Source organism: Amycolatopsis sp. NPDC043885, from assembly GCF_056435685.1.
Genome location: NZ_JBWKEA010000011.1, coordinates 97,417 through 118,852, shown reverse-complemented (window position 1 = coordinate 118,852; position 21,436 = coordinate 97,417). Strand labels below are relative to the sequence as shown.

At 68.6% G+C, this 21,436-nt stretch carries 21 protein-coding genes and 2 pseudogenes; 10 read left to right on the top strand and 13 right to left on the bottom strand.

Annotated elements, in window-relative coordinates; genetic code table 11:
* Nucleotides 1–26 precede the first annotated feature (26 nt).
* The 4 genes from AC069I_RS28085 to AC069I_RS28070 all read left to right on the top strand — a co-directional run bounded on the left by AC069I_RS28085 (nucleotide 27) and on the right by AC069I_RS28070 (nucleotide 2,752).
* Nucleotides 27–383: a hypothetical protein gene (locus AC069I_RS28085; protein ID WP_340682450.1), complete on the top strand. Its 357-nt coding sequence runs from the start codon at nucleotides 27–29 to the stop codon at nucleotides 381–383.
* A gap of 353 nt (nucleotides 384–736) precedes the next feature.
* Nucleotides 737–1,390, top strand: a complete 654-nt coding sequence (locus tag AC069I_RS28080) for a S1 family peptidase (RefSeq protein ID WP_478227040.1) — start codon at nucleotides 737–739, stop codon at nucleotides 1,388–1,390.
* Nucleotides 1,391–1,456: 66 nt separating this feature from the next.
* A complete protein-coding gene (locus AC069I_RS28075) occupies nucleotides 1,457–2,455 on the top strand; it encodes a LuxR C-terminal-related transcriptional regulator (protein ID WP_478266752.1) in 999 nt (332 codons plus the stop codon).
* Between the two features lie 165 nt (nucleotides 2,456–2,620).
* Nucleotides 2,621–2,752, top strand: coding sequence for a hypothetical protein (locus tag AC069I_RS28070; RefSeq protein ID WP_478234346.1), 132 nt, complete (start codon nucleotides 2,621–2,623; stop codon nucleotides 2,750–2,752).
* Here the strand turns inward: AC069I_RS28070 and AC069I_RS28065 are convergent.
* From AC069I_RS28065 to AC069I_RS28055, 3 genes are all read right to left on the bottom strand, one after another.
* Nucleotides 2,742–2,972, bottom strand: coding sequence for a hypothetical protein (locus AC069I_RS28065; protein ID WP_478266751.1), 231 nt, complete (start codon nucleotides 2,970–2,972; stop codon nucleotides 2,742–2,744). The two genes, AC069I_RS28070 and AC069I_RS28065, sit on opposite strands and share 11 nt — an antisense overlap.
* 55 nt (nucleotides 2,973–3,027) lie before the next feature.
* Complete coding sequence (locus AC069I_RS28060; RefSeq protein WP_478227037.1) at nucleotides 3,028–3,780, bottom strand: trypsin-like serine protease; 753 nt, start codon at nucleotides 3,778–3,780, stop codon at nucleotides 3,028–3,030.
* 74 nt (nucleotides 3,781–3,854) lie between these two features.
* Complete coding sequence (locus tag AC069I_RS28055) at nucleotides 3,855–4,829, bottom strand: LysR family transcriptional regulator (RefSeq protein WP_478227036.1); 975 nt, start codon at nucleotides 4,827–4,829, stop codon at nucleotides 3,855–3,857.
* A gap of 93 nt (nucleotides 4,830–4,922) precedes the next feature.
* On the opposite strand from AC069I_RS28055, the gene AC069I_RS28050 reads away from it, so the two are divergent.
* Nucleotides 4,923–5,885 (top strand): M64 family metallopeptidase, encoded by a 963-nt coding sequence (locus AC069I_RS28050; protein WP_478227035.1) that lies wholly within the window; start codon nucleotides 4,923–4,925, stop codon nucleotides 5,883–5,885.
* Between the two features lie 7 nt (nucleotides 5,886–5,892).
* On the opposite strand, the gene AC069I_RS28045 is transcribed toward AC069I_RS28050, so the two are convergent.
* The 5 genes from AC069I_RS28045 to AC069I_RS28025 form a co-directional block, all read right to left on the bottom strand.
* Nucleotides 5,893–6,342, bottom strand: a complete 450-nt coding sequence (locus AC069I_RS28045) for an SRPBCC family protein (protein ID WP_478227119.1) — start codon at nucleotides 6,340–6,342, stop codon at nucleotides 5,893–5,895.
* Between the two features lie 74 nt (nucleotides 6,343–6,416).
* A complete protein-coding gene (locus AC069I_RS28040; RefSeq protein WP_478227034.1) occupies nucleotides 6,417–7,307 on the bottom strand; it encodes a helix-turn-helix domain-containing protein in 891 nt (296 codons plus the stop codon).
* A 10-nt stretch (nucleotides 7,308–7,317) separates the two neighbouring features.
* Nucleotides 7,318–8,373 carry an LLM class flavin-dependent oxidoreductase gene (locus tag AC069I_RS28035; protein WP_478227033.1) on the bottom strand — a complete coding sequence of 352 codons (1,056 nt, stop codon included), beginning with the start codon at nucleotides 8,371–8,373 and terminating at the stop codon, nucleotides 7,318–7,320.
* A gap of 196 nt (nucleotides 8,374–8,569) precedes the next feature.
* Nucleotides 8,570–9,181, bottom strand: coding sequence for a SecDF P1 head subdomain-containing protein (locus AC069I_RS28030; protein WP_478227032.1), 612 nt, complete (start codon nucleotides 9,179–9,181; stop codon nucleotides 8,570–8,572).
* On the bottom strand, nucleotides 9,163–9,582 hold the full coding sequence (locus AC069I_RS28025; protein WP_478266750.1) for an SRPBCC family protein: 420 nt from the start codon (nucleotides 9,580–9,582) through the stop codon (nucleotides 9,163–9,165). The genes AC069I_RS28030 and AC069I_RS28025 overlap by 19 nt, the downstream gene beginning before the upstream one ends.
* Nucleotides 9,583–9,604: 22 nt before the next feature.
* Here AC069I_RS28025 and AC069I_RS28020 point away from each other — a divergent pair.
* Both AC069I_RS28020 and AC069I_RS28015 read left to right on the top strand, forming a co-directional pair.
* A pseudogene (locus tag AC069I_RS28020) lies at nucleotides 9,605–9,946 on the top strand (FCD domain-containing protein); the annotation flags it as partial.
* A 135-nt stretch (nucleotides 9,947–10,081) separates the two neighbouring features.
* Nucleotides 10,082–12,766, top strand: coding sequence for a beta-N-acetylglucosaminidase domain-containing protein (locus tag AC069I_RS28015; RefSeq protein ID WP_478266749.1), 2,685 nt, complete (start codon nucleotides 10,082–10,084; stop codon nucleotides 12,764–12,766).
* Here AC069I_RS28015 and AC069I_RS28010 read toward each other — a convergent pair.
* The 4 genes and pseudogenes from AC069I_RS28010 to AC069I_RS27995 all read right to left on the bottom strand — a co-directional run bounded on the left by AC069I_RS28010 (nucleotide 12,747) and on the right by AC069I_RS27995 (nucleotide 17,733).
* On the bottom strand, nucleotides 12,747–13,628 hold the full coding sequence (locus AC069I_RS28010; RefSeq protein ID WP_478266748.1) for a hypothetical protein: 882 nt from the start codon (nucleotides 13,626–13,628) through the stop codon (nucleotides 12,747–12,749). The two genes, AC069I_RS28015 and AC069I_RS28010, sit on opposite strands and share 20 nt — an antisense overlap.
* Before the next feature lie 13 nt (nucleotides 13,629–13,641).
* Nucleotides 13,642–14,937 (bottom strand): choice-of-anchor B family protein, encoded by a 1,296-nt coding sequence (locus AC069I_RS28005; RefSeq protein WP_478227029.1) that lies wholly within the window; start codon nucleotides 14,935–14,937, stop codon nucleotides 13,642–13,644.
* Between the two features lie 85 nt (nucleotides 14,938–15,022).
* Nucleotides 15,023–16,186 (bottom strand): epoxide hydrolase family protein, encoded by a 1,164-nt coding sequence (locus AC069I_RS28000; RefSeq protein WP_478266747.1) that lies wholly within the window; start codon nucleotides 16,184–16,186, stop codon nucleotides 15,023–15,025.
* Nucleotides 16,187–16,478: 292 nt separating this feature from the next.
* Nucleotides 16,479–17,733 (bottom strand): annotated as a pseudogene (locus AC069I_RS27995) (HNH endonuclease signature motif containing protein).
* A 328-nt stretch (nucleotides 17,734–18,061) separates the two neighbouring features.
* Between AC069I_RS27995 and AC069I_RS27990 the strand changes: the two are divergent.
* Nucleotides 18,062–18,667, top strand: a complete 606-nt coding sequence (locus tag AC069I_RS27990) for a hypothetical protein (protein WP_478266746.1) — start codon at nucleotides 18,062–18,064, stop codon at nucleotides 18,665–18,667.
* 46 nt (nucleotides 18,668–18,713) lie between these two features.
* Here AC069I_RS27990 and AC069I_RS27985 read toward each other — a convergent pair whose 3' ends face one another.
* Nucleotides 18,714–19,313, bottom strand: coding sequence for a TetR/AcrR family transcriptional regulator (locus tag AC069I_RS27985; RefSeq protein WP_478234334.1), 600 nt, complete (start codon nucleotides 19,311–19,313; stop codon nucleotides 18,714–18,716).
* A 164-nt stretch (nucleotides 19,314–19,477) separates the two neighbouring features.
* Between AC069I_RS27985 and AC069I_RS27980 the strand changes: the two genes are divergently transcribed.
* Both AC069I_RS27980 and AC069I_RS27975 read left to right on the top strand, forming a co-directional pair.
* Nucleotides 19,478–20,281: an SDR family NAD(P)-dependent oxidoreductase gene (locus AC069I_RS27980; protein ID WP_478266745.1), complete on the top strand. Its 804-nt coding sequence runs from the start codon at nucleotides 19,478–19,480 to the stop codon at nucleotides 20,279–20,281.
* Nucleotides 20,282–20,307: 26 nt separating this feature from the next.
* Nucleotides 20,308–21,435 carry a DUF5938 domain-containing protein gene (locus tag AC069I_RS27975; RefSeq protein ID WP_478234332.1) on the top strand — a complete coding sequence of 376 codons (1,128 nt, stop codon included), beginning with the start codon at nucleotides 20,308–20,310 and terminating at the stop codon, nucleotides 21,433–21,435.
* Nucleotide 21,436: the final 1 nt, after the last annotated feature.

Genomic DNA, 21,436 nt, shown 5'->3' with positions numbered 1-21,436 from the left:
GGCTAGCCGCGTGGAGGTCGATCCTGATGGACGTGACGAAAACCTTGAGGTCCGCACTCACCGGGACGACGAACGAGTCGAGGTCCGCCGTCCGGGAGCTGCGGCGGGAGACCGAAGACCTCGTGGCGCGCCGTGCGGGCCGGACGGCGAACCGGCTGACCGAACTGGGCGAGCGGCTCGCCGATCTGGTCCTGGTCTCCGGAAGCAGGCTCGCGGGCCTCGCCGAGCGGCACAACATGCCCGCGGGCGAGGGTGTGCGCCGGGAGGCGGGCCGGATCGGCGAGTCGGTCGAGCGGTTGTCCGCCACGCTGTCGGAACGGACGATCCTGCTCGCCGAGGAACTGCTCGACGCCAGGCCGCCCGGGAAACGCCGTCGTCGATGATCACGGAGTAGCTCGCGTGTCCGTGAAGGCCTCCTTGCCTACCCTGAAGGTAGTGAAGGAGGCCTTCACGGCCTGATGTCGCGAAAGCCGCTTTCGCGACACGCCTGACGTCACCTCACGACTCCCCGCTGACACATCGGTGCCACTGGCACTCTCGTGCCGAAAGCCCAGGTCCGGCGCCGCCCGGCGCGTCCTTCTCCCGTCTTTAGTCGCTATCGACCGCCGTATCCGCCTGCCTAGCATGGGAAAACCGATTTCGGATCCGGCCGGGCGATCCCTGGCGATCCGCCGCGGCCGCAAAACGGGTGACCCGTCGATTCCTTTCCCTGATTCCCCTGCATTGGAAGGCACCCATGCGCCTCCGAGGTCTCCTCACCGCCCTGCTGTGCGCGGCCGGGCTCACGACGGTCGCACCCGCCGCCGTCGCGGCCCCCATCATCGACGGCGAATACGCCCAGTCCGGCCCGTGGGCCGCCATGATCGAACAGAACGGCAGCCAGTGGTGCTCCGGTTCGATCATCAGCGCCCGCTGGGTGCTCACGGCCCACCACTGCGTCGACGAACCCGGCGCCGACTACTCCGTCCGGGTGGGCGACGTCGATCATCGGGCCGGAACGTACGCCGTGGTGGCCGACATCCACACCCCCTCCAGCGGCGCCGACATCGCGCTGCTGAGGCTCGACCGCTCGGTGAGCACGACGTACGCGTCCCTCGGTACTTCCGTCGCCGTCGGTGACACCGAATACGTTTATGGCTGGGGCTACAACGAAGACGGTGACCTGCAGCGCTACCTCAAGGTCGCCAGGATGACGGTGACCAGTGTCGGGAGTGGACTGATCAAGGCCCGCCGGGGCAACGGGCTGACCAACGGCGGCGACTCCGGCGGTCCGGTCTTCGTCGGCGGCAAGCAGGTCGGCGTGCACATCGCCGGCAACAAGGTGGACACCTCGACGCACACCAGCATTTCGGCGAACCGCACCTGGATCCGCGACACCTCGGGCGTCTAGGTTTCGGCGAACCGGTCCGGGAGCGGTGGCGCCACCGCTCCCGGACCGGTGAGAGGCAGGTGGAAAGTGGCATCGACGACTCCCCCGGACGGTCTCGGCGCGCAGCTGGCCAGGCTGGGACTCGGTGAGACCGCCTCCCGGATCTACCGGCGGATGCTCGACAGCGCGCCCGTCACCGCCGAGGAGCTGGCCTGGCGGGAGGACGACGCGGAGACCGTCCAGCTCGCACTGAAAGAACTGGCCGACGCGGGCCTCGCGGTGTCGTCCGGAGTGGACGGGTCCGAATACGTCCCCGCGAACCCCAGCGAAGCGCTCGCCGCACTGACCACGCGACGGCAGGCCGAACTGCACGACGCGCGGCTCGCGGTCCAGATCGCGTACCGCGCCTTCCGGCGGGCGCATTCGGGGATGCCGAACGCGCAGGACCTGCTCGAAGTGGTCACGGGCGACGCCATCATCCCCCGGCTTCAGCACCTCGCGACCACGGTGCGGCATCAGGTGCGCCGCCTCGACTCCCCGCCGTACTTCACCGGCGGCCGCCGGAATCTCCTGGAGGAGGAGCAACTGCGGCGCGGGATCACCTACTGTTGTGTCTACAGTGGAGCGTCACTCGGCGATCCCGGCTATCTCGCCGCGAACATCCTGCCGTGCCTGCGGGCAGGCGAACAGGCCCGCCTGCTACCCGAGCTGCCGGTGAAACTGACGCTGTTCGACGACCGTGCGGCGACCATTGCGCTGACCATCCGCGAGGCCGATCGCAACCAGTCCATCGTAATCGTGCGGCCTTGCAGCCTTTTCTCCGCGCTGGAGGGCCTGTTCGAAACCTCCTGGGCGGCCGCGCTTCCACTCGACCGGCATGGACGGACGTCCGAACAGCCGATCCGGCCGGTCGAACGGGAACTGCTGCTCCTGCTCGCCGCCGGGCGCAAGGACGACGAGATCGCCGCCGAACTCGGCGTCAGCAGGCGCACCCTGTTCCGCTATCTCGAGAACCTGATGGACCGCGCGGGCGTGTCCAGCCGGTTCCAGCTGGGGATCTTCGCCGCGCACAACGACTGGCTCTGAATGCCCCGCATTCAGTCCTCTGAATGCGGTAGTTGGCGATGCGAACGAGCGCATTCAGAGGACTGAATGCGGGCTTCTCACCCGGCCGGGGTCACCCGGATGGACCCTCCCCGCTGCGGCGAGGGCGCCGGGAGCGGATGGTGATCTTGGAAGGAGGGCGGAATCATGGGGAATCACCGACACCACACCGGAACCGCGCCGCTCCGGATCGCCACCGCGGGCCTGCGGGTGATCGCGGTCGTCGTCGCGGTCGCGGCCTGCGCCTGGCTCGCGCTCTGGCTCGCGTTCACCCTCTGAGTCCCGCCGGTCCCGGCTGGGCTTCCGGCGGGCTCTCGGGTTCCGGAATCGGGCGTTCCGGCCCCGGATCGGGGACCCGTTCGGGCACCCCGGGATCCGGGACCGGCTCCGGCCTGCCCGGGTCCGGCACCGGTTCGGGAATCCCGGGGTCGGGGACGCCGGGGTCCGGCGGCATGGGGTTCGGCGGCGCCGGAGGCGCGGTCATTCGAGCAGTCGTCATCGCACTACCTCCTGCTCACGCCACTACCCGGTCCGCCGCCGGACGAAACGGCCCGTTAGCCCGTCTGGGTGGCGATCCAGTCCGCGATGACGTCCGCGCGCGAGGTCGTCTCGATCCCGGCGTGCGGGCAGTCCGGCCCGGTGGCCTCCAGCGAGACCAGGCTGCCGCTCTTGCCTCCCGGGACGAAGTACGGCGCGCCCGAGTCGTACGTGCAGGCACTGGTCGTGATCGAGGGTGCCGCGCCGCGGACACCCATCGTCGTCGGGGCCACCGTCGCCACCTGGACCGTGCCTTGCTGCATCCGGGTGGCCGGAGCGGGGTTCTTGGCGGTCAGGCTGCCCCAGCCCGCCAACGTCAGCTGCTGGCCGATCTTCGGGAGCACCCGGTTCACCGTCAGCGGGGTCACCGTCGTCACCGGAGTGTCCAGTTTGATGAGGGCGACGTCGTTTTCCTTCGCCTGCAGCACTTCGGTCGCCTTGCGGGCCACGCCTGATTCGATCGCCTCGTCGACGAGGCCCAACGTCACCGTCGTCGGGTACGGCACCTTGCCCGCGACGCGCTTGCGGTGCGCGTCGTGGAAGCAGTGCCCGGTGGTGACGACCCAGCCGGGCGCGATCAGCGCACCCGTGCAATAGCTGCTGTAGGTCGAGCCGTCCGGGCGCGGGATCTTCGTCATCGCGATCTTCGCGACGAACCCGAACTGTCCTGGTGGGACATCGGTGCCGTGGGCGACGTCCGACGCGGCGAACGCGGCCGGAGCGGTGGTGATGGTCAGGACAGCAGCGGCCAGCAGGGCGCGCAGACGCAATTTCTTACCCTTCGTCGATGAGGTGATCCGAGGCTAGGACCCCTGCGCGACAAGGGGAATTCCCTGACCAGGTGTCACCCGATGGCACGCCGCCCGCCGGCCGGTTCACCGCGGCGGGCGAGCCAGTGGCGATAGGGGTGGCTGCTTTCGGTGTCGGACCGGTAGGCCGCCTCGGCCGCGGCGATCAAGACGTCGCTGTCCGCGCCGAAGGCACCTTCCGTACTCCAGGCGATCAGATACCGCATCCACAGCGGATCCCCAGTCAGGGGCCGGATCGCGATCCCGGGTGAGGCGGGAAAGGTGACCTGACAGGGGGAAATCGCCCGGCCGGCGGCGATCAGGCGTTGCAGAGGCCGCAACTCGGTGCTCCGGTGCGCCGCCTGCGGCCGGAATCCCGCCCGCGCACAGGCTTCCTCGAAGCACTCCGGCCAGCCGGCACCGTCGGACGGCCCGAGCACCCACCGTTCCCCGGCCAGGTCGGCGAGGTCGACCTCGGTGCGGCGGGCGGCGGGATGGTCCGCGGCGATCGCCACGAACACCGGTTGCGTGGCCAAGGGCCGCGACTCCACCCCGGGAGCCGACGGCAGGCTGTGCCCGGGATAGTCGGCGACCACGGCGGCGTCGAGTTGCCCACCGGCCACGAGATCCAGCAACCGCAAGGGCGAGAACTCGGTGGTCACCGAAACCGCTTGCCCCCGGCCGGAATCACCGAGCCGGTCCGCCAGCTCGACGACCATCGAACCGCCGATCCCACCCAGCGCGACAGGACGTTTCTCGCCTTCCGCCAGGAAACGCGCCGAGTCCTGGTGCATCGTGTCCGCCGCGGCGAGGACGGCGCGGGCACGGACGAGCACGCATTCACCGAACGCCGTCGGGAAGACCCCGTCCCTCCCTCGGACGAACAAGATTCCCCCGAACGCGCGCTCGATCCGTTGCACGGCGGCGGTCAGCGCGGGCTGGGTGCTCCCGAGCCCGATCGCCGCGCGCGTGATGCTGCCCGCGTCGGCGACGGCGCACACCACTCGCAGGTGACGTAACTCGACGTCCATCACGCGGACCTTATGGCCACTTGGGATGTGCCGGAAGCCGTCGAAAGTCGGGATCGTTTTTCGTACTCCCCCTCGTCCCCGCAAGGAGTACGCATGCGACGCGCCTGCCTCATGGCCGCGCTGACCGCCACCCTCGTCGCCGGGCTCGTTCCCGCGACGGCGTCGGCGGCGCCCGGATTCACGACGTCGATGGAGGCCTTCGAACCAGGAGGGACCATCACCCGGGTGGACGTCACCCGGCCCGCTTCGGACCGAACCGCCGCGCCTCAGCGGATCACGAGCGCCGCCGCGGTGACCCCGATCGAAACCAACGGCCCGAGTGAGACCACCTTCGACCTGGTCTTCGTCGGTGACGGCTACACCTCGACCCAGCTGGGCACGTACTCGCAGCACGTCCGCTCCAGCATCGCGGCGCTGTTCGCCATCGAGCCGTACAAGAGCTACCGCAAGCAGTTCAACCTCTGGCAGGTCGACGTGGTGTCACCGCAGTCCGGTATCACCAACGACCCGACCCAGGGCATACGGCGCAACACCGCGCTGGGCTCGTACTTCTGGTGCGGTGGGATCGAACGGCTGTTGTGCGTCAACGAAACCAAGGCGAACCAGTACGCCGCGGCCGCGCCGGACGTCGATCAGGTCATCATGCTGGCGAACACGACGAAGTACGGCGGCGCCGGTGGCGGGGTCGCGACCTCTTCGGGCGGCAACATCCAGGCCAGCCAGATCGTCGCCCACGAACTCGGGCACTCCATCGGCGGGCTCGCCGACGAATACGACTACGGCACCTGCGACGCCCGCGAACCCCGGGAGCCCAACGCTTCCGCGCTCACGGCTCAGCAGATGAAGGACCGCCGGGCCAAGTGGTACACCTGGCTCGGCAAGCCCTCCCCCGACGGCGGCACGGTCGGTGTCTTCGAGGGATCCCGCTACTGCAAGACCGGGATGTACCGCCCCAGCGTGAACTCACTCATGCGCACCCTCGGGCAGCCTTTCAACCCGCCGAGCACCGAAGCGATGATCGCGGGCTTCCACCGCGAAGCCGCTCATCGGCACTGATTCCTCGTCATGGCCTCTTGGCCGGGCCGCCGGCGTGATCGGCGAGCCCGGTCGCCATGTCGCGCATGAAGCGGCGAAGGTACCAACGGAAGATCCACGCGTTGCCCTTGCCGACGCGATACGTTCCGTGCCAGCGGATCCGCGTTCCGCCACCGGGCGTTTCGCACAGATCGACCGAAGCCTGGTAATCGAGCATCACCGGGACGTCCACGCCCTCGTAGGCGAACCGCCGTTCGGGGTCGAGGGCGGTGATCCGCTCCTTGGTGACCGTCTTGCCGGTGCGGAAGGCACGCACCGCGCCGACACCGTCGCGTCCGTCGGCGGAAAGTCCTTGCGACGCGGCGACTTCCAGGGAACCCACCCGTGACCAGACCGGCCAGCTGCGGGCGTCCAGCAACAGTGCCCACACCGCGGCGGGCGGCGCCGGCGATTCGGCGGTGACGTCGTACGACTGCACTCCAGAACTACTCACACGCCTCACCCTAGGAACGGGCGGGCGGGGCCACCATGCGCCGGATTGCGCGGCGGCGGTCAGGAATTGCGGTACTCCGACGGACGCGAGCCGGTGTGCTTCAGGAAAGCGGCCGACAAGGCGCCCGGAGTGGCGAACCCGCATCTACCCGCGATCCCGGCGATCGGGAGATCGGTGTCGCGCAGCAGCCTTCGCGCTTCCTCCATCCGCAGCCCGCCGAGAAAACGGTGCGGGGTCTGGCCGGTCTTTTCCTTGAAGACGCGGATGAAGTGGTAGACGCTCAAATGTACTTCCCCGGCGATTTCGGCGACGGTGAGCGGTTCGGCCAGCCGCTCGCGCATCATCGCCACCGCGGCGCGGACACGGTGGTCCTCCCGGCCCGCGCTCGGCGGCTCCGGCTTCCGCGCGTGGCGGGTGAGCAGGTGCACGGCGAGGAAGGCGGCCGCGGATTCGGCGTAGAGATCGTCCTGCTCCCTGGCGTTTCCGACCGCGCGGACCAGCTCGTCGAGCAGCGAATCTCCCTCGGCCACGGAGGCCGCCATCGCCTCGTGGTCCACCGCTCGGCCACCCAGCCGGGCGGCCACCGCCTCCACCGTGGTGCCCGGGATGTGCACCTGCAGGCTTCGCATCGCTTCGTCGCCGCGGTAACGGCGCTGCAGTGGCAGGCCGGGAACGGCGAGTTCAAGCCGTCCCGGTCCCCACTGATGCCGGTTCCACCGGCCTTCGCCGCGGGTCTCCATCACCGCCCGCCCCGAAAGTGGCAGGACCAGATGCAGATCCGCGACGGCGGGCAGCCGCATGTCCTCGGCGACGGGAACGTGGTCGAATCGCTGGACGAGCAGCGATTCCCAGCCGGAATCCTCCCAGCTGCAATACGTCCGCCGGACATAGCGGGACATGTCGAAACCGGTGTACGGCTCAAGGTCGAATCGCTCGGAATCGAACACCACGCCTTCGAGGCTAGCCGAGCAACTCCTTCACGCGCGGGACGACCTTCTCGCCGTAAAGCCGGATCGAGTTCAGGCGCTGCTCGTGCGGAAGCGCGCCGACGCTGTATTTGAGCTGGAATCGCGACAGGCCGAGGGCCCGCACCGCCCATGCGATCTTCCGCGCGACGGTTTCCGGGGAGCCGACGAACAGCGCGCCGCGCGGTCCGGCCATGGCGTCGTAGTCGGCCCTGGACATCGGGCCCCAGCCTCGTTCGGCGCCGATCTTGGCGAAAGCGGCCTGGTGATGCGAGAAGTGCTGGGCGACGGCGAGTTCGTCGGTCTCGGCGACGTGGCCAGGACTGTGCATCGAGATCGGCAGCTCCTGGTGGCCCGCCTCCTTCACCGCGCGCCGGTACAGTTCCGCGAGCGGGGCGAACCGCTCCGGCGACCCGCCGATCACGGCCATCACCAGCGGCAGACCGTACGCGGCCGCGCGGACCACCGACTGCGGGGTGCCGCCGACGCCGACCCAAGCGGGCAGACTGCCCGATTCGGTGACCGGGAAGGCCTGCGCGCCTTCCAAGGCCGGGCGGACGGTCCCGGACCAGTCGACCGGCTTCTCCCCTTGCAAATGCGTGAACAGGTCGAGCTTCTCAGCGAAGAGCGCTTCGTAGTCCTCCAGGGAGTAGCCGAACAGCGGGAACGACTCGGTGAACGAACCCCGGCCGAGCGTGACCTCGGCGCGCCCCCGGGAAACGGCGTCCAACGTGGCGAACCGCTCGTACACGCGCACCGGGTCGTCCGAACTGAGCACCGTGACGGCCGTGCCCAGCCGGATCCGTCCGGTCTGCCCCGCGATCGCGGCCAGCACGACGTCCGGTGAGGACACCGCCATCTCGGCGCGGTGATGCTCGCCGACGCCGAAGTAGTCCACGCCCACCTGGTCGGCGAGGACGCCCTCGGCCACGACCTGGCGGATGGCCTCGGCCTGGCTCACCGGCTGGCCGTCGGCGCCGTTCTCGACGTCGCCGAACGTGTCCAGGCCGAAGGTCGGCGCTTGCGGGGTGCCCAGGATCTCGTAACCCATGTCCAACTCCTCAAGTAGTTGAACGCTCAAACGTCGGGCCCGGTGATCGTATTCCGCGCTGGTCCGGGGACTGCCGCGGGCTCTTGAGCCACCGGTGCGCGAGTGGCGATTTCGCGTGTCCGGAGGGACGACACACGTGATTGGAGGGACGACACGCGAAACCGGCCGTTCGGTCCGACCACCCGCACCGCCAGGCTCAGGCGCCGGCGATGTCCCGCGCCAGCTGACGGGCATCGGACATGGTGAACTTGCCGGTGATCTGGGTTTCCCCGCCGGTGATGGCGGACTGGATCATCGGCGCGGTCAGCACCCGGCTCCTCAGCACCATCGCGACCTGCTTGCCGACGTTCGCCGCGGTCCAGTCGGCCCACGTCCGCGCGCCCGCGTCGGTGAAGCTGAGTCCGACGAGCGGGCCACCCGACTGCGAATCGAGCCGAGCGTTCGCCCGGCTGAGGTCGGCCCCGGTGAGGAAGGCCGGGCCGAGCAGGTATTTGGTGCCCTGCACGCGGTCACAACTGACCAGCGGGAGCGCCGGATCATCGCGGCCGTCGAGCGGATCCGTTCCCTCCGAGCAGTCCAGTGCCGCCGCGGCGGCCTGCTGCTCCGCGGGATCGGTGCTCTGCCGGTTGGTCGCCGCGCCCGCGGCCGGACCAGGTGGCACCTCCGCGAGGACCGGGCGGAACCGCAGCCGCGACCCGTCCTTGATCGCGAAACTGTCGCCTTCGGGCTCGGCCTGGCCGGAAACCCCGCCCTGGCATCCGGTGACACCGAGCAGGACGAGGGCGACCGCTATGAGGATGTTCCGCACGGAGGCATTCTGCCGTGTTCACTGCCCGCGCGCGGGCGAAACGGCTCGACGCCGCACGGTCCGCTCGAGAATCCCCAGCGTGGCCCTGAGCGCGGACTCGGGAACCACGGGAACGTGATGCGCTCCCTCCACTCCGCACCGACCTCCGACCAGTCGTAGTAGGACGTCACGAGCGTGCCGCCCTCGGCGGGCTCCAGCCGGTAGCCGTAGACATGCCGGGCACGCGGCCGGACCCGGCCTTCGACGGTCCAGGCGATCTCCTCGTCCGGGACGAGGGTCGTGATGACGACTTCGACGTCGTACTTGCCCAAAGGCACGTCCCCGAGCGCTTCCCGGTGCATGTGCACGACGAACCGGTCACCCGCCTGCTCGACCGGATCCCCTTCCGCGTCGAGGAGCATTCCGGACGCGTCGATGTCGACGGCCCGTGTCCGCGCCGCCCACCACCGGCTGGGCCGCACGCCGCCGTTCGACCCCGAAGAAGGCGAACACTTCAGCGGCGCCTGGTCCGAAGCCCATCGTGTCTTCCACCGGACCTTGCCGGACGGCTGCGGGAACCCCGTCCCGCTGGAGAGGTTCGACCGGATGTGGACCGCGAGCGAACTCGCCCGCCGTTGGGCCGCGCAGCGCTTCCCCGGCCGCGATCATCTCGCCGAACATCGCCTGCTGGAGGAAACGGCGCTGGCCCGCGACGCCGACGCGGCAGCCGAGGCGCTGACCCGGCATCTCACCCTGACCGCGGCCGCGCTGACGGAAGAGTCGTAGGACCACTGTCGGAAAATCACCCAGACCGACCTAGCCTTTGTCATCACATTGGGTGTTTCCTTGCTCGCAGACCGTCGTTGATCGACGCTTTGGGGGCCGCCGATGTCCTTCCGATGGGTACTCCGACTCATCCCGGTGACGTTGCTGGTGACCGCGGTGGCGGTGGCCGTCCCCGCACCGGCGAGCGCGGCCCCCGCCGCCGGGCCACCACTGGCCCGGGTGTGGCCGACACCCCAGCAGCTGACACCGCGACCGGGTCTGGTGACCATTCCGCGCACCGTCGTCGAAGTCGTCGGAGCGGGCACCGATCCCTCCGCGCTCGCCGTCGTGGACCAGGTCCTTCGCGCGGCGGGCGCGAGCACCATCGTCAAGATCACCGACAACGACCAGGCTGCCGTCGACCGGGAACGCGGCAACGGCGGGCTCGTCGTCTTCGTCGGCGGCCCGACCGAAAGCAGGGCGACCGCGCTCGCGCTCGCCGCGCTCCGCGTCGACGGCCCGGACGGTCTGTCGCCCGGCGGATACGTCCTCGCCGCCGACCGCGGCGTGATCGCACTGTCCGGTGTGGACACTTCAGGGACGTTCTACGCCGCGCAGTCGCTCCGGCAGCTCTTCGCTTCCGGCAAGAGCCGCGCGTTCACCCTGCGAGACTGGCCCGCGGCACCCCTGCGCGGCGTGATCGAGGGCTTCTACGGCGCGCCGTGGTCACACGCCGATCGGTTGGCGCAGCTGGACTTCTACGGCCGCACCAAGCAGAACATGTACGTCTACTCCCCGAAGGACGACCCGTTCCTGCGCGCCCGCTGGCGCGACCAGTACCCGCCCGAGCAACTCGCCCTCCTCTCGGATCTGGTGAGCCGCGCGGCCGCGAACCACGTCGAGTTCACCTACGCCCTCTCCCCCGGTCTTTCCGTGTGCTATTCCTCGGACGCCGACAAGAACGCGCTGGTCACGAAGTTCCAGTCACTGTGGGACGTCGGGGTGCGGTCGTTCGCGATTCCGCTCGACGACATCTCCTACACCCGCTGGAACTGCGACGCCGACGCCGCGAAGTTCGGCACCGGCGGCGCGGCCGCGGGCGCGGCGCAGTCGTTCCTGCTCAACCGGGTACAGCAGGACTTCATCGCCACCCATCCCGATGCCGAGCGGCTCCAGACCGTCCCGACCGAGTACTACGACCTCGCCGATTCCCCGTACAAGACCGCGCTGCGCACCCAGCTCGACAAGGCGGTGATCGTCGAGTGGACCGGGGTCGGCGTGATCGCCGGGCAGATCACCGAAAAGCAGGCCAGGCAGGCGAAAGAGGTCTTCGGGCACGACATCCTGATCTGGGACAACTACCCGGTCAACGACTACATCACCGAACGTCTGCTGCTCGGCCCGTACATCGGCCGCGAGCCCGGGGTCGCGAAGTACCTGTCCGGGATCACCGCCAACCCGATGGTGCAGGCCGAGGCGTCCAAGATCGCCGAGTTCACCTCGGGCGACTTCCTGTGGAACCCGGATCGTTACGACCCGGACGAATCCTGGCTCGCCGCCATCGCCGACCTCGGCGGGCCCGCCGCGCCGGCGCTGAAGGTGTTCGCGGAGAACAACTATTCGAGCCTGCTCGTCCGGCTCGAAACCGGGAAGCCGGATCCCGATTCACCGGTGTTGCGCCCGCTGCTCACCGCTTTCTGGTCCGCGCTGGAGAAGAAGGATCCCTGGGGCGCGGCGGCGAAACTGGATCACTATCTCACCGCGATGGCCTCCGATCCCGAAGATCTGCGACGCGGGATGGCTTCGAACCCGAATTTCCTCGCCGAAGTCGGGCCGTGGCTCGACCAGGTCGGGCTCTACGGCCAGGCAGGCAAGCACGCGGTGAAGATGCTGCTGGCGCAGTTCGACGGCGACGGTGCGAAAGCCTGGGCCGAGCGCGGGGAACTCGTCGCCGCGCTCAAGAAGGCGCAGGCGATCCGCGTCCCGACCTCGCGCGGGCCGCGCAATCCGAGCACCTGCACGGACGTCTGCGTGCCGTTCCTCGACAGCGCGCTGGCCACCGCCGACCGCTGGTTCGGTCTGCCGGGGATCCGGCCGCGGCCGACTACGTCGCTGGGGACCTACACCGACAACGTTCCCGCCAGGATGGTCGACGGCGATCCCGAGACCTACTACTGGAGCGACTGGGCCCCGCGCGTCGGCGACACCATCGGGGTCGACCTCGGCACCGCCCAGCGGGTGTCCCATGTGGACATCGCGATGGGCAAGCCGACCAGTCCGGACGACTTCGTCCACGACGGCGTCCTCGAATACTCCGCCGACGGCACACGCTGGACGACGGTGAAAGCGGTCACGGAGCCGGTTATCTCGGCGGATCTCCCCGAAGGTGCCGAGGCCAGGTTCGTCCGCGTGCGCACGACCGGCCCGCAAACCTTCTGGGTCGTGGTCCGGGAGTTCACCGTGTCCACACCGGACAGTCCCCGGTACACGGTCACCGGCGCCCCGGCGGGGGCGAACCTGGCCGCCGCCGCGGACAACAACGCCGATTCGCTCTACACGGCGGCGTCGGCGCCGATGCCCGGCGACGCGCTCGTCGTCACGGCCGCCGCGCCGAAACCGCTGGACAAGGTCGTCGTCCTGGCGGCGGAAGCCGGCGCGGGCGCCGACGTCCAGATCGCGGACGCCTCGGGTGGCTGGCTCACGATCGGCAGGGTGTCGGGCGGCTACACGGAACTGCCCGCCGAAGGCATCGTGACCGCCAAGGTCCGGCTCCTCTGGTCTCCGGGCGGCGCGGCGCCGAAGATCGCGGAAATCGTTCCGGTCAGTCCACCGCGACCGTGATGGCCGCCGTGTGCACGCGCCCGCCGTGGGAGAATTCGAGGAACAGCCGATATTCCCCGCGTTCCGAGAACAGCGAGTGGAAGGTCAGTTCGCCGTCGACGAGCGCCGCGCCGAGCGGCTGCACCGGATGCAGGTGCGTGGCCGACAACAGCATGGTGTGGAATCCGGTCATATGGCCGTTGGCACCCAGGTGCGGGTCGACCGCGGTGACGAGCGCGCCGTCGGGGCCGCGGAGAGCGAAGCGGAGGACCTGCGCCCGCATCGCCGGGATCCGGGCCTCCCCGTCCACGCGCGCCACGCGGTATCCCGTGGACGTCACGGTGTCGCCCGCCGGAGCGGGCACCGGCACGAAGGTGGTGTCGCCCGGCACGGTGAACGGGACACCGAGCACCACCGGATGCTTCGGATCCTTGGTGTCGAGCGGCACGAACTCGGCGAACATCCGGTAGGCGCCGCCGTCGGTCAGCGCGAGGCTCGTGTGCCAGATGTCGCCGTCCAGCGTCGGGTGCACGTGCTGGAAGACGTTCATGTCGTCGCGCACGGCGAAGAAGTGCATCTGTTTGGTCTGGTTGTCCAGGAAGCGGTTGACCGGCCGCCCGTCGGGCCCGAGGATCCGGAACGCGACCGGCACCTCGGGACCCCGGACGGCCGGCGTGGTCACCCGCTCGAACCGGTACCCGCTTTCCGCCTCCGACAGCCCGTCGCTGTGCGCGGCGGGAAGCAGATCCGCCGTCACGACGGGCTGCTGGTGGGCAGAATGCGCGGAGCCGGGTGTCGGCCGGAGCGCGACGGACACCGCGGCCACACCGATCACCAGTGCCAGCGCGAGGAACAACCAATCCGTGAACCGGGGCTTGCGCACGCCTGCCCTCCGGTCACTTGCCGCCGAGGTTCGGCTTCACCACGACCAGGCCCTGTTCGATGCCGTTGACGATGACGATGCCGCTGGAGAAGTACGGGTAGTTGCTCCACGCGCCGTTGAACCTCGCCACGTTGCCCGCCGGGTAGATGTCGAAATAGCCGACCTCGGACAACCGTGCCGAAGCGACGCCGCTGACGTCCAGGATGCGCAGACCGGCCTGGTAGTTCGCCTGGTAGGAGTACTGGCCCTTGACGTACTGGTTGTGGTCGATCGCGGTGGCGGGCGAACTGTAGACGCCGGTGTGCACGGGGGCGGACAGCTTGGCCAGGTCCCAGACGTAGGTCTTGGTGCGCTTGTCGGTGCCGCGCGACTCGTCCAGTTCGTCGTCGAGCAGGAAATAGCGCTGATCGCCGGTCAGCCAGCCCTGGTGCGAGTACTGCGCGCCCGAGTAGCCCTTGCGCGAGATCTGGACCGGCCTGGCCTTGTCGGTGACGTCGACGATGGTCAGCGTGTCCTCGTTGGCGTTGAAGCAGATCTCCCTGCCGCTGTACGCCGTGTCCGGTCCGCGGTAGACGACGCACTGAGTGTCGTGGGTGTAGCCGTCCTGCGACACGCAGCCCGCCTTGGCCGGCGCCTTCGGGTTCTGGATGTTGACCATATGCGGTCCGCCGCTGCACGTGTTGGAGCCGATCGCGTAGGCGAAACCGGTCTCCTCGTTGATGGCGATGTTGTGCGCGGGACCGAATTCCCGGTACAGCGCGTCGGCGGTGAAGGTCTGCGGTGTGGTGACGGTGCGCAGCCTGGTCAGGTCGAACACCTGCATCCCGTGCCCGGTGATGAAGTCGGCCACGATGAACGCGTGGTTCTTGTACACCTTCATGTCCCGCCACGAGCTGCTGCCGCCGTTCGAGGGCAGGTTGCCGAGGAACTTCGGCGAGGTCGGGACGCTCAGGTCGACGAACGCGGTGCCGTTGGTCCGCCCGACGATGGCGTATTCCTTGCCGGACGACGGGTCGGTCCAGCCCCAGATGTCATTGCCGTTACCGCCGCCGAGGCCGGACAACGGAAGCACGCTGAGCAGGTCGACGTTCTTGCACGGGTATTTGTCGGCCATGCCGTTGACGCACGGGACACCCGCCGCGGTGCCGGTGACGGCGTGCCGTTCCGCCGGGACGTGGTCGGCCAGGAAGGTCCGGGCCGCGGCCTGCCCCTCCGCCGTCTCGGGATCGTGCGCGGACGCCGCCGTCATCGAAAACACCAACGCGGAGGCCGTCACCACGGCCAGCCCCATCATGCGCACGAGTTTCATAGAGGTGCTCCTCACCGGGTTTCGGTCGGCTTCCGACGGTAGGAGCACCCGCTCCCGATGTATCCCCTCCGAAGGTCGGGGGTTTTTAACCGTTTACCGGGAGGTCCCGAAATGCTTCCCTGATCTCGGAGACCAGCAGGTCCGGCTGTTCCAGTCCCGGGAAGTGCCCGCCGCGGTCGAGTTCGGTCCACCGGTGCAGATTCCGGTAGCGGCGCTCCGCCCAGCGTCGCGCGGTCGGCCACGGGTCGGCGGGGAAGAGCGACACGGCGGCGGGCACGGTCACCGGCCGCGCGTTCTCCTCCTCCGCGCTGCGCGGCACCCACCGCATCGCCTCCCAGTACCAGCGAGCGCTCGAAGCACCGGTGCCGGTCAGCCAGTACAGCGCGATGTTGTCGACCTGCTCCGCCAAACTCACCCCGCCGCCGTACTCCGGCCGGTCGTCGGCGTAGGCGGCGAACTTCTCGCCGAGCCACGCGGCGAGCCCCGACGGCGAATCGAGCAGGGAGTAGCCGAGCGTCTGCGGGCGCGTGCCCATGAGCATTCCGAAGCCGTATCCGTCGGACAGGTGCAGATCACGCCGATCCAGCATGCGTCGTTCGGGTGCGCTCGGCGCCGTCCGGTCCTCCGGCAACGGCGACGCCGAGGGCATCGTCAGGTGCAGGCCCGCGACCCGTTCGGGAACCTGGCGCGCCAGTTCCGTGCTGACGACGGCACCCCAATCCCCGCCGTGGGCCCCGAACCGCCGATAGCCGAGCGCGGTCATCAGAGCGGCCCAAGCCCGGGCGGTCCGGCCAGGGTGCCAGCCGCGCTCGCTGGGCCGTTCGCTGAAACCGAAGCCCGGCAACGAAGGCACGACCACGTCGAAGGCGTCGCTCGCGGAACCGCCGTGGGCCACCGGATCACTGAGCGGTCTGATCACCTTTTCGAATTCGAGGATCGAACCCGGCCAGCCGTGGGTCAGGATCAGCGGGAGCGCCGTGCGCTCGGGCGAACGGACATGCCAGAACCCGATTTCCAGACCGTCGATCCGGGTCCGGTAGTGGGGAATCGTGTTCCACCGGATCTCCCTTGCCCGCCAGTCGTGTTCCCGCCACGCCCGGAGCAACGCCGTCAACCGGGCCAGCTCGATCCCCTGGGTGGCGTCGGAAACCGTCTCGGCTTCGGGAAGGCGCACCCGGGCCAGGCGAGCGTGGAGGTCGGCCAGCTCGCGATCGGGCACGCGGATGGTGAAGGGTTCGATATCGGGCACAGCGCCGAAACTACGGGCGGGTCACGAGGTTTCCCATGCTCGGAATTGACGTTCGGCGGTCAGGGATTGCGCAGTTGCCGCAGCCGGGCATCGCGGGAGCCGCTTGGAGACACCGAGCGAACGACAGTCGCACTCACCAGACCGATGTGACCGCTGCTGCGCGTGGGACGCGCGTAGGTAGTGAAGGCCTCCTTGCCAACCCTCAGGGTAGGGAAGGAGGCCTTCACGGAGCATCGGGGCGTGCGCATGACGAGGGGCCCGTCGCCGGTGTGGCTGGCGGGCTCCTCGGGGTTCAGCGGTGGTGCAGGGTGTTGCGGCGGGGTTGTCGGAGCGGATCTCGGTATTGGGGCGGGATGAATTCCGGTAACCCGTCAGCCGCCATGCGGACTTCCCAGTCGCCGTGGTGGATCAGCCGGTGATGGAAACCGCACAGCAGCACCAGATTCCGAAGATCCGTCGGGCCACCATCTGCCCAATGGTGAATGTGATGAGCGTGGCAGTGCTTCGGCTTCCGGTGGCACCCGGGGAATGTGCAACCCCCGTCGCGGATGTTCAACGCACGTCGTTGGCCTGGCGTGACGAACCGCCGCAGCCGTCCCACATCGAGAGGCTCTCCGGCGGCACTCATCACCACGGGCAACATCAGACAGTCGCAGGCCGCCAGCCGGGCTTCGCGGGCGGTCATCGTCCCCACGAAATCCAGGCACGCGGTCCCGAGGCCGGTTTTGAGTTCGTCGAGTCCGATGGTGACGTTCACGAGGGTGCGGTAGCCGCTGGTGCCGGGCTGATCGGGACACGCGATCGCCAGGTCGAGGATGTCGGCCCAGGCGTCTCCCAGGCGTTCGCATTTCATCCGCAGATCCGCTTGGCCGAACTCGTCCACCGGCCGCGGCTGGGCATACGCCTCCAACGCGGCCGCGGTGCGGGCACCGGTCTCGTCATCGAGCAGACCAGTCAGCTTCCAGAACCCGTCTTTCCGGCGCTCCAGGGTGATCTCCCGGCGCGGCTCCTTCGGTTCCGGATCCTTCGGCTCATTCCCGTCCGGATCCAGCAAGCCGAGCAGATTCACTTCAGCTTCCGCCAACTGGCGGGGACCGGCGTCGCGGGCGAGGGTGGCGAGAATCTTCTCCGCACTCGCCCGATCCTCCGCGGAGGTGTCAGCAGGGAGTTTCTTCAAGATCTCCAGGATCTGATCGATCCGCTCATCCCCCACCAAGCCTTCGGCGGCGACAACGGCAGTAGCCGGTGCCACAGCAGGAACCTCGGTGCCATCCAAAGCACGGGTCAGGTTCAACGCGATCGCCCGAGCCACCACCGGACGCGCCTCACCGCGCGACAGCCCCGCCACATCCGCGAACCAAGCGGCCGTCGACCCATATCCGTACAAGTCTTTCGCACCACGAGACTCGATCTCCGCCAGAAACTGCCCCAAACCGGCGGTAGCCATCCGAATCATTCGCAGAGACTGCTGCACGCCATGGGGCAAGCTCCAGCTTGCCGGCGCGCCACAGTTCCTGCGGCAACTCGGGAAGAAAGGTCTCGGGCACCCCTCAAGAATACCGCAATAAATCGAACAAGCGTTCGTAATTTTAAGCAACCGCCAAAAGGAATATCCAACACTGAAGAGTGATTTGACCACGTCGCTTCTTGCGCTCGCGTGACCGAAGTGCGGCGCCATGAGGGATGAGCTGAGCGGGGGGCATGACCCGACCACGAAGACCACCATCCAAGTAAGCCGAGTAAGCGCTTACTCTCAACCCTGGCAACCCCTGCGACACCGAACACCGGAACTCAGGGAATCTCCCCGATGCGCCCGGCAAGAACCGAAGCGACAGTGAACCGGACATGTTCCGACAAGAAGGAGAACAGCACGCAGTGACTTCACCGGCAGCACAGCTCGAATCAGCACTCGCCGCCACCGTCACCGAGAAAACGGCACGCGACTCGACAGATGTTCTACCGTCCCGCCAAGGATGGCATCCCGGCGCCAGGGTCGGGGCCGCCGCCGAACACGGAGCGCTCCTCGCCTACAACGACGACGGATCCACCGGCATCTGCGTTCTCGAGAACGGCAGAGGCAGGTGGCTGAACTTGCGATCCGAAGGCCAAGCCCAGGATTTCACCGATCGCCCGTATTCGATATGGCAGTGGATGCCCGCCTACAACGGCCGGCCCGTCCGGCTGCTGGGCGCACTCACCCGTGATGCGGCCAGACTGGAGTTGCGGGCGAACGACGGCACGGTGGCCGAAGCCGACATCGTGGACGGCACCTTCGCGGCGGAAATAGCCGTGGACATGGTCAGCCTCCGCGACGCGAAGGGAAGGCTGGAAAGCCACGAACCCGACTCCGACGAAGGCCGTGCGGAGTTCGAGCGACTCCTGGCGGACTCGCGAACGGAAATGACGCAGCTCAAGGTCCGGGTCTACGACAGCGCCGGAGCTCTCCTCTACGACGGCACGGCGATCAACGCCACAGACTAGAAGAAGCCGTTCGATGGGCTCCACACCAAGGAGCCATCGAACGGACCTACGAGACCAGCCGCCTGAGCAGCGCCCCGGCGTCCTCAGCAAGACCATCGGCGAGATGGTGCAGCAACGCCTGCTGGAACAAGCCGTCGAAAGCGGCATAAGCAACCGCTCGCGTCACGACCGGCGACGCCTCGGCGAGTTCGGCATAGCGCTCCACGACGCGCCAGATCATCGCCTGCCGCTGAGTGTCGATGTCGAGCACGTCGGCGCGGAACGCGGCCTCGAACAGGCTCTGGTTCCGCAGGTCGTACCACAGCCGGTGCATCACGGCGTCCGCCCGCAGCGTGTCCGCCATCGCGACACCGAAGCCCCGCTCGAGTTCCTGGGCCGACCGCGCCATGGCCACGGCCTCGTCGTAGCGGGTCACGCACACTTCTTCGAACTTCCGGACCGCGTAGGTCAGCAGTTCCACCTTGTCGCTGAAGTAGTAGTGCAGCACTCCGTGCGAGAAGTTCGACTTCTGCGCGATCTCCCGGAGGCTCGTCCTCGCGTACCCCAACTCGGACAACGCCTGCAGCGCGGACTCCGCCAGTTCCGCCCGCCGCTGGGCGAACTTGTCCACGCTCCGGCGTGCGATCCGCTCGCTCGTCTCGGTCACCACGAGTTCCTGTCCGGTCCGGGAGCCCGCGCCTGCCGCGGGTCCCACAGTCTAGCGTCGCCGAATTCTTGACGACTGTCCAAGAAAATCTTGACGACTGTCCAAAACGGGCTCAGGATGTGACCCACACCGCAACCGCGGACCGTCTCAAGGAGGAGAAGTCCATGGGTTCGTACGACCTTTCGGACCGAAAAGCCCTGGTCACGGGCGGGGCGCAGGGCCTGGGCGCCGGAATGGCCGAAGCGCTGGCGCTGGCGGGCGCCTCGGTGGTCATCGGCGACGTCCAGGAGGATCTCGGGCGCGCCACCGCCGACCAGATCAAGCAGAAGGACGCCAACGCGGGCTTCGTCCGGCTTGACGTCACCGACGACCAGAGCTGGGAGCAGGCGGTCGCCGCGGTCATCGGCGAACTCGGCGGGCTGGACATCGTGGTGAACAACGCCGGGGTCGAGATCACCGGGCTCGTCGCCGACCTCGACCCCGCCGACGTGCGCAAGATGCTCGACGTCAACGTGCTCGGCACGGCCCTCGGCGTGAAGCACGCCTTCCGCGCGATGCGGCCCGGCGGCCCCGCGGGCACCGGCGGCGCCGTCGTGAACATCGCCTCGGTCGCCGCGACCATCGCCTTCCCCGGTATCGCGGGCTATTCGGCGACGAAGTCGGCCGTCGACCGGCTCACCAGGGTCGCCGCGATGGAGGCCGGGAAGCTCGGCTACGGCGTACGCGTCAACTGCGTCTATCCCGGCCTCGTACCCACCCGGATGGGCAATCAGCTCGCGCAGGACGTCGTCGAGGTCGGCCTGTTCCCCAGCGTCGAAGAGGCCATCGGCGCCGTCATCGGGCAGACCCCGGCCGGACGGCTCGGCGAGGTCTCCGACATGGCCGACGCCGTCGTGTTCCTCGCCTCCGACGCCGCCCGCTTCATCACCGGCGCCGGGCTCCCGGTCGACGGCGGAATGGGCATGTGAACAGCACGAACCCGAAAGGAAACACCATGAGCAGCCCCAAGCCCGTCGTGGTCTACGGCGCCTCCGGCTACACCGGACGGCTGATCTGCGAATACCTGCGCGAGTACAACGTCCCGTTCGTCGCCGCCGGTCGGGACAAGGCCCGTATCCAAGAGGCGATCGACCACGTGCCCGGCCTCGACACCATCGACCACGAGGTCGTCGAGGTCTCGCACGACGTCGAAGCGCTCACCGAACTGTTCCGCGACGCCAAGGTCGTGTGCAACACCGTCGGCCCGTTCAGCGAGTACGGCCACGAAGTCGTCGAAGCCTGCCTGCGCACCGGAACGCATTACCTCGACACCACCGGCGAACAGGACTGGCTGATCGCCGCCGAAGAGCGCTACGGCGCGCGGATGGCCGAGAAAGGCCTGCTGCTCTCTCCCGGCATCGCGCAGATGTACACCACCGGCGAGATCGCGGCGAACCTGTGCCTGGAGACGCCCGGACTGGACACTTTGGACATCCTGGTGTTCTGGAAGGGTTATCCCACGGTCGCTTCGACGAAGACCATCCTGGTCAACGCCGCGCTGTCCGCCGCGTACTACCTCGAGCAGAACGAGTACCGGCCCTGGCCGGCCGACGGCGGACTGCAGGACGTCACCGTGCCCGGTCATCACGAAACCGGGCTGGCCCTGCCCTGGGGCGGCACCTCGCATCCGGTGTGGTTCAAGAACGACGCCCGGGTGGCCAACGTCAAGGCCGTCGGCGGAGTCTTCGACCGCGCGCTCATGCAGGGGGTGCCGCAGATCGTCGCGGCCGTGCTGGAACAGGTCAAAGACCTGCCGCTGGACGAGAAGATGCGCGTGCTGGAGGAGCAGGCCGCGGCGGTACGGGACGAGATGCCGCCGCGGGAGAACCAGCGGCTCAACACGTCGCTGGATTCGGTGCACGCCTCGGGACCGCTGGGCCGCGCGCACTGTGTCATCCACGGCACCTGCAACTACAAGCAGACCGGGTTGATGCAGGCCTATGGCGCCTACTCTCTGCTGCGACAGCCGCCGAAGCGCGTGGGGTTCGCCTCCGGGTGCCAGGCTTTCGGCCACCGCGAACTGCTCGGCGTGCTACGAAGCTTCGGGCTGGTTTCGAATCCGGTCTTGACCGTCCACGACTGAC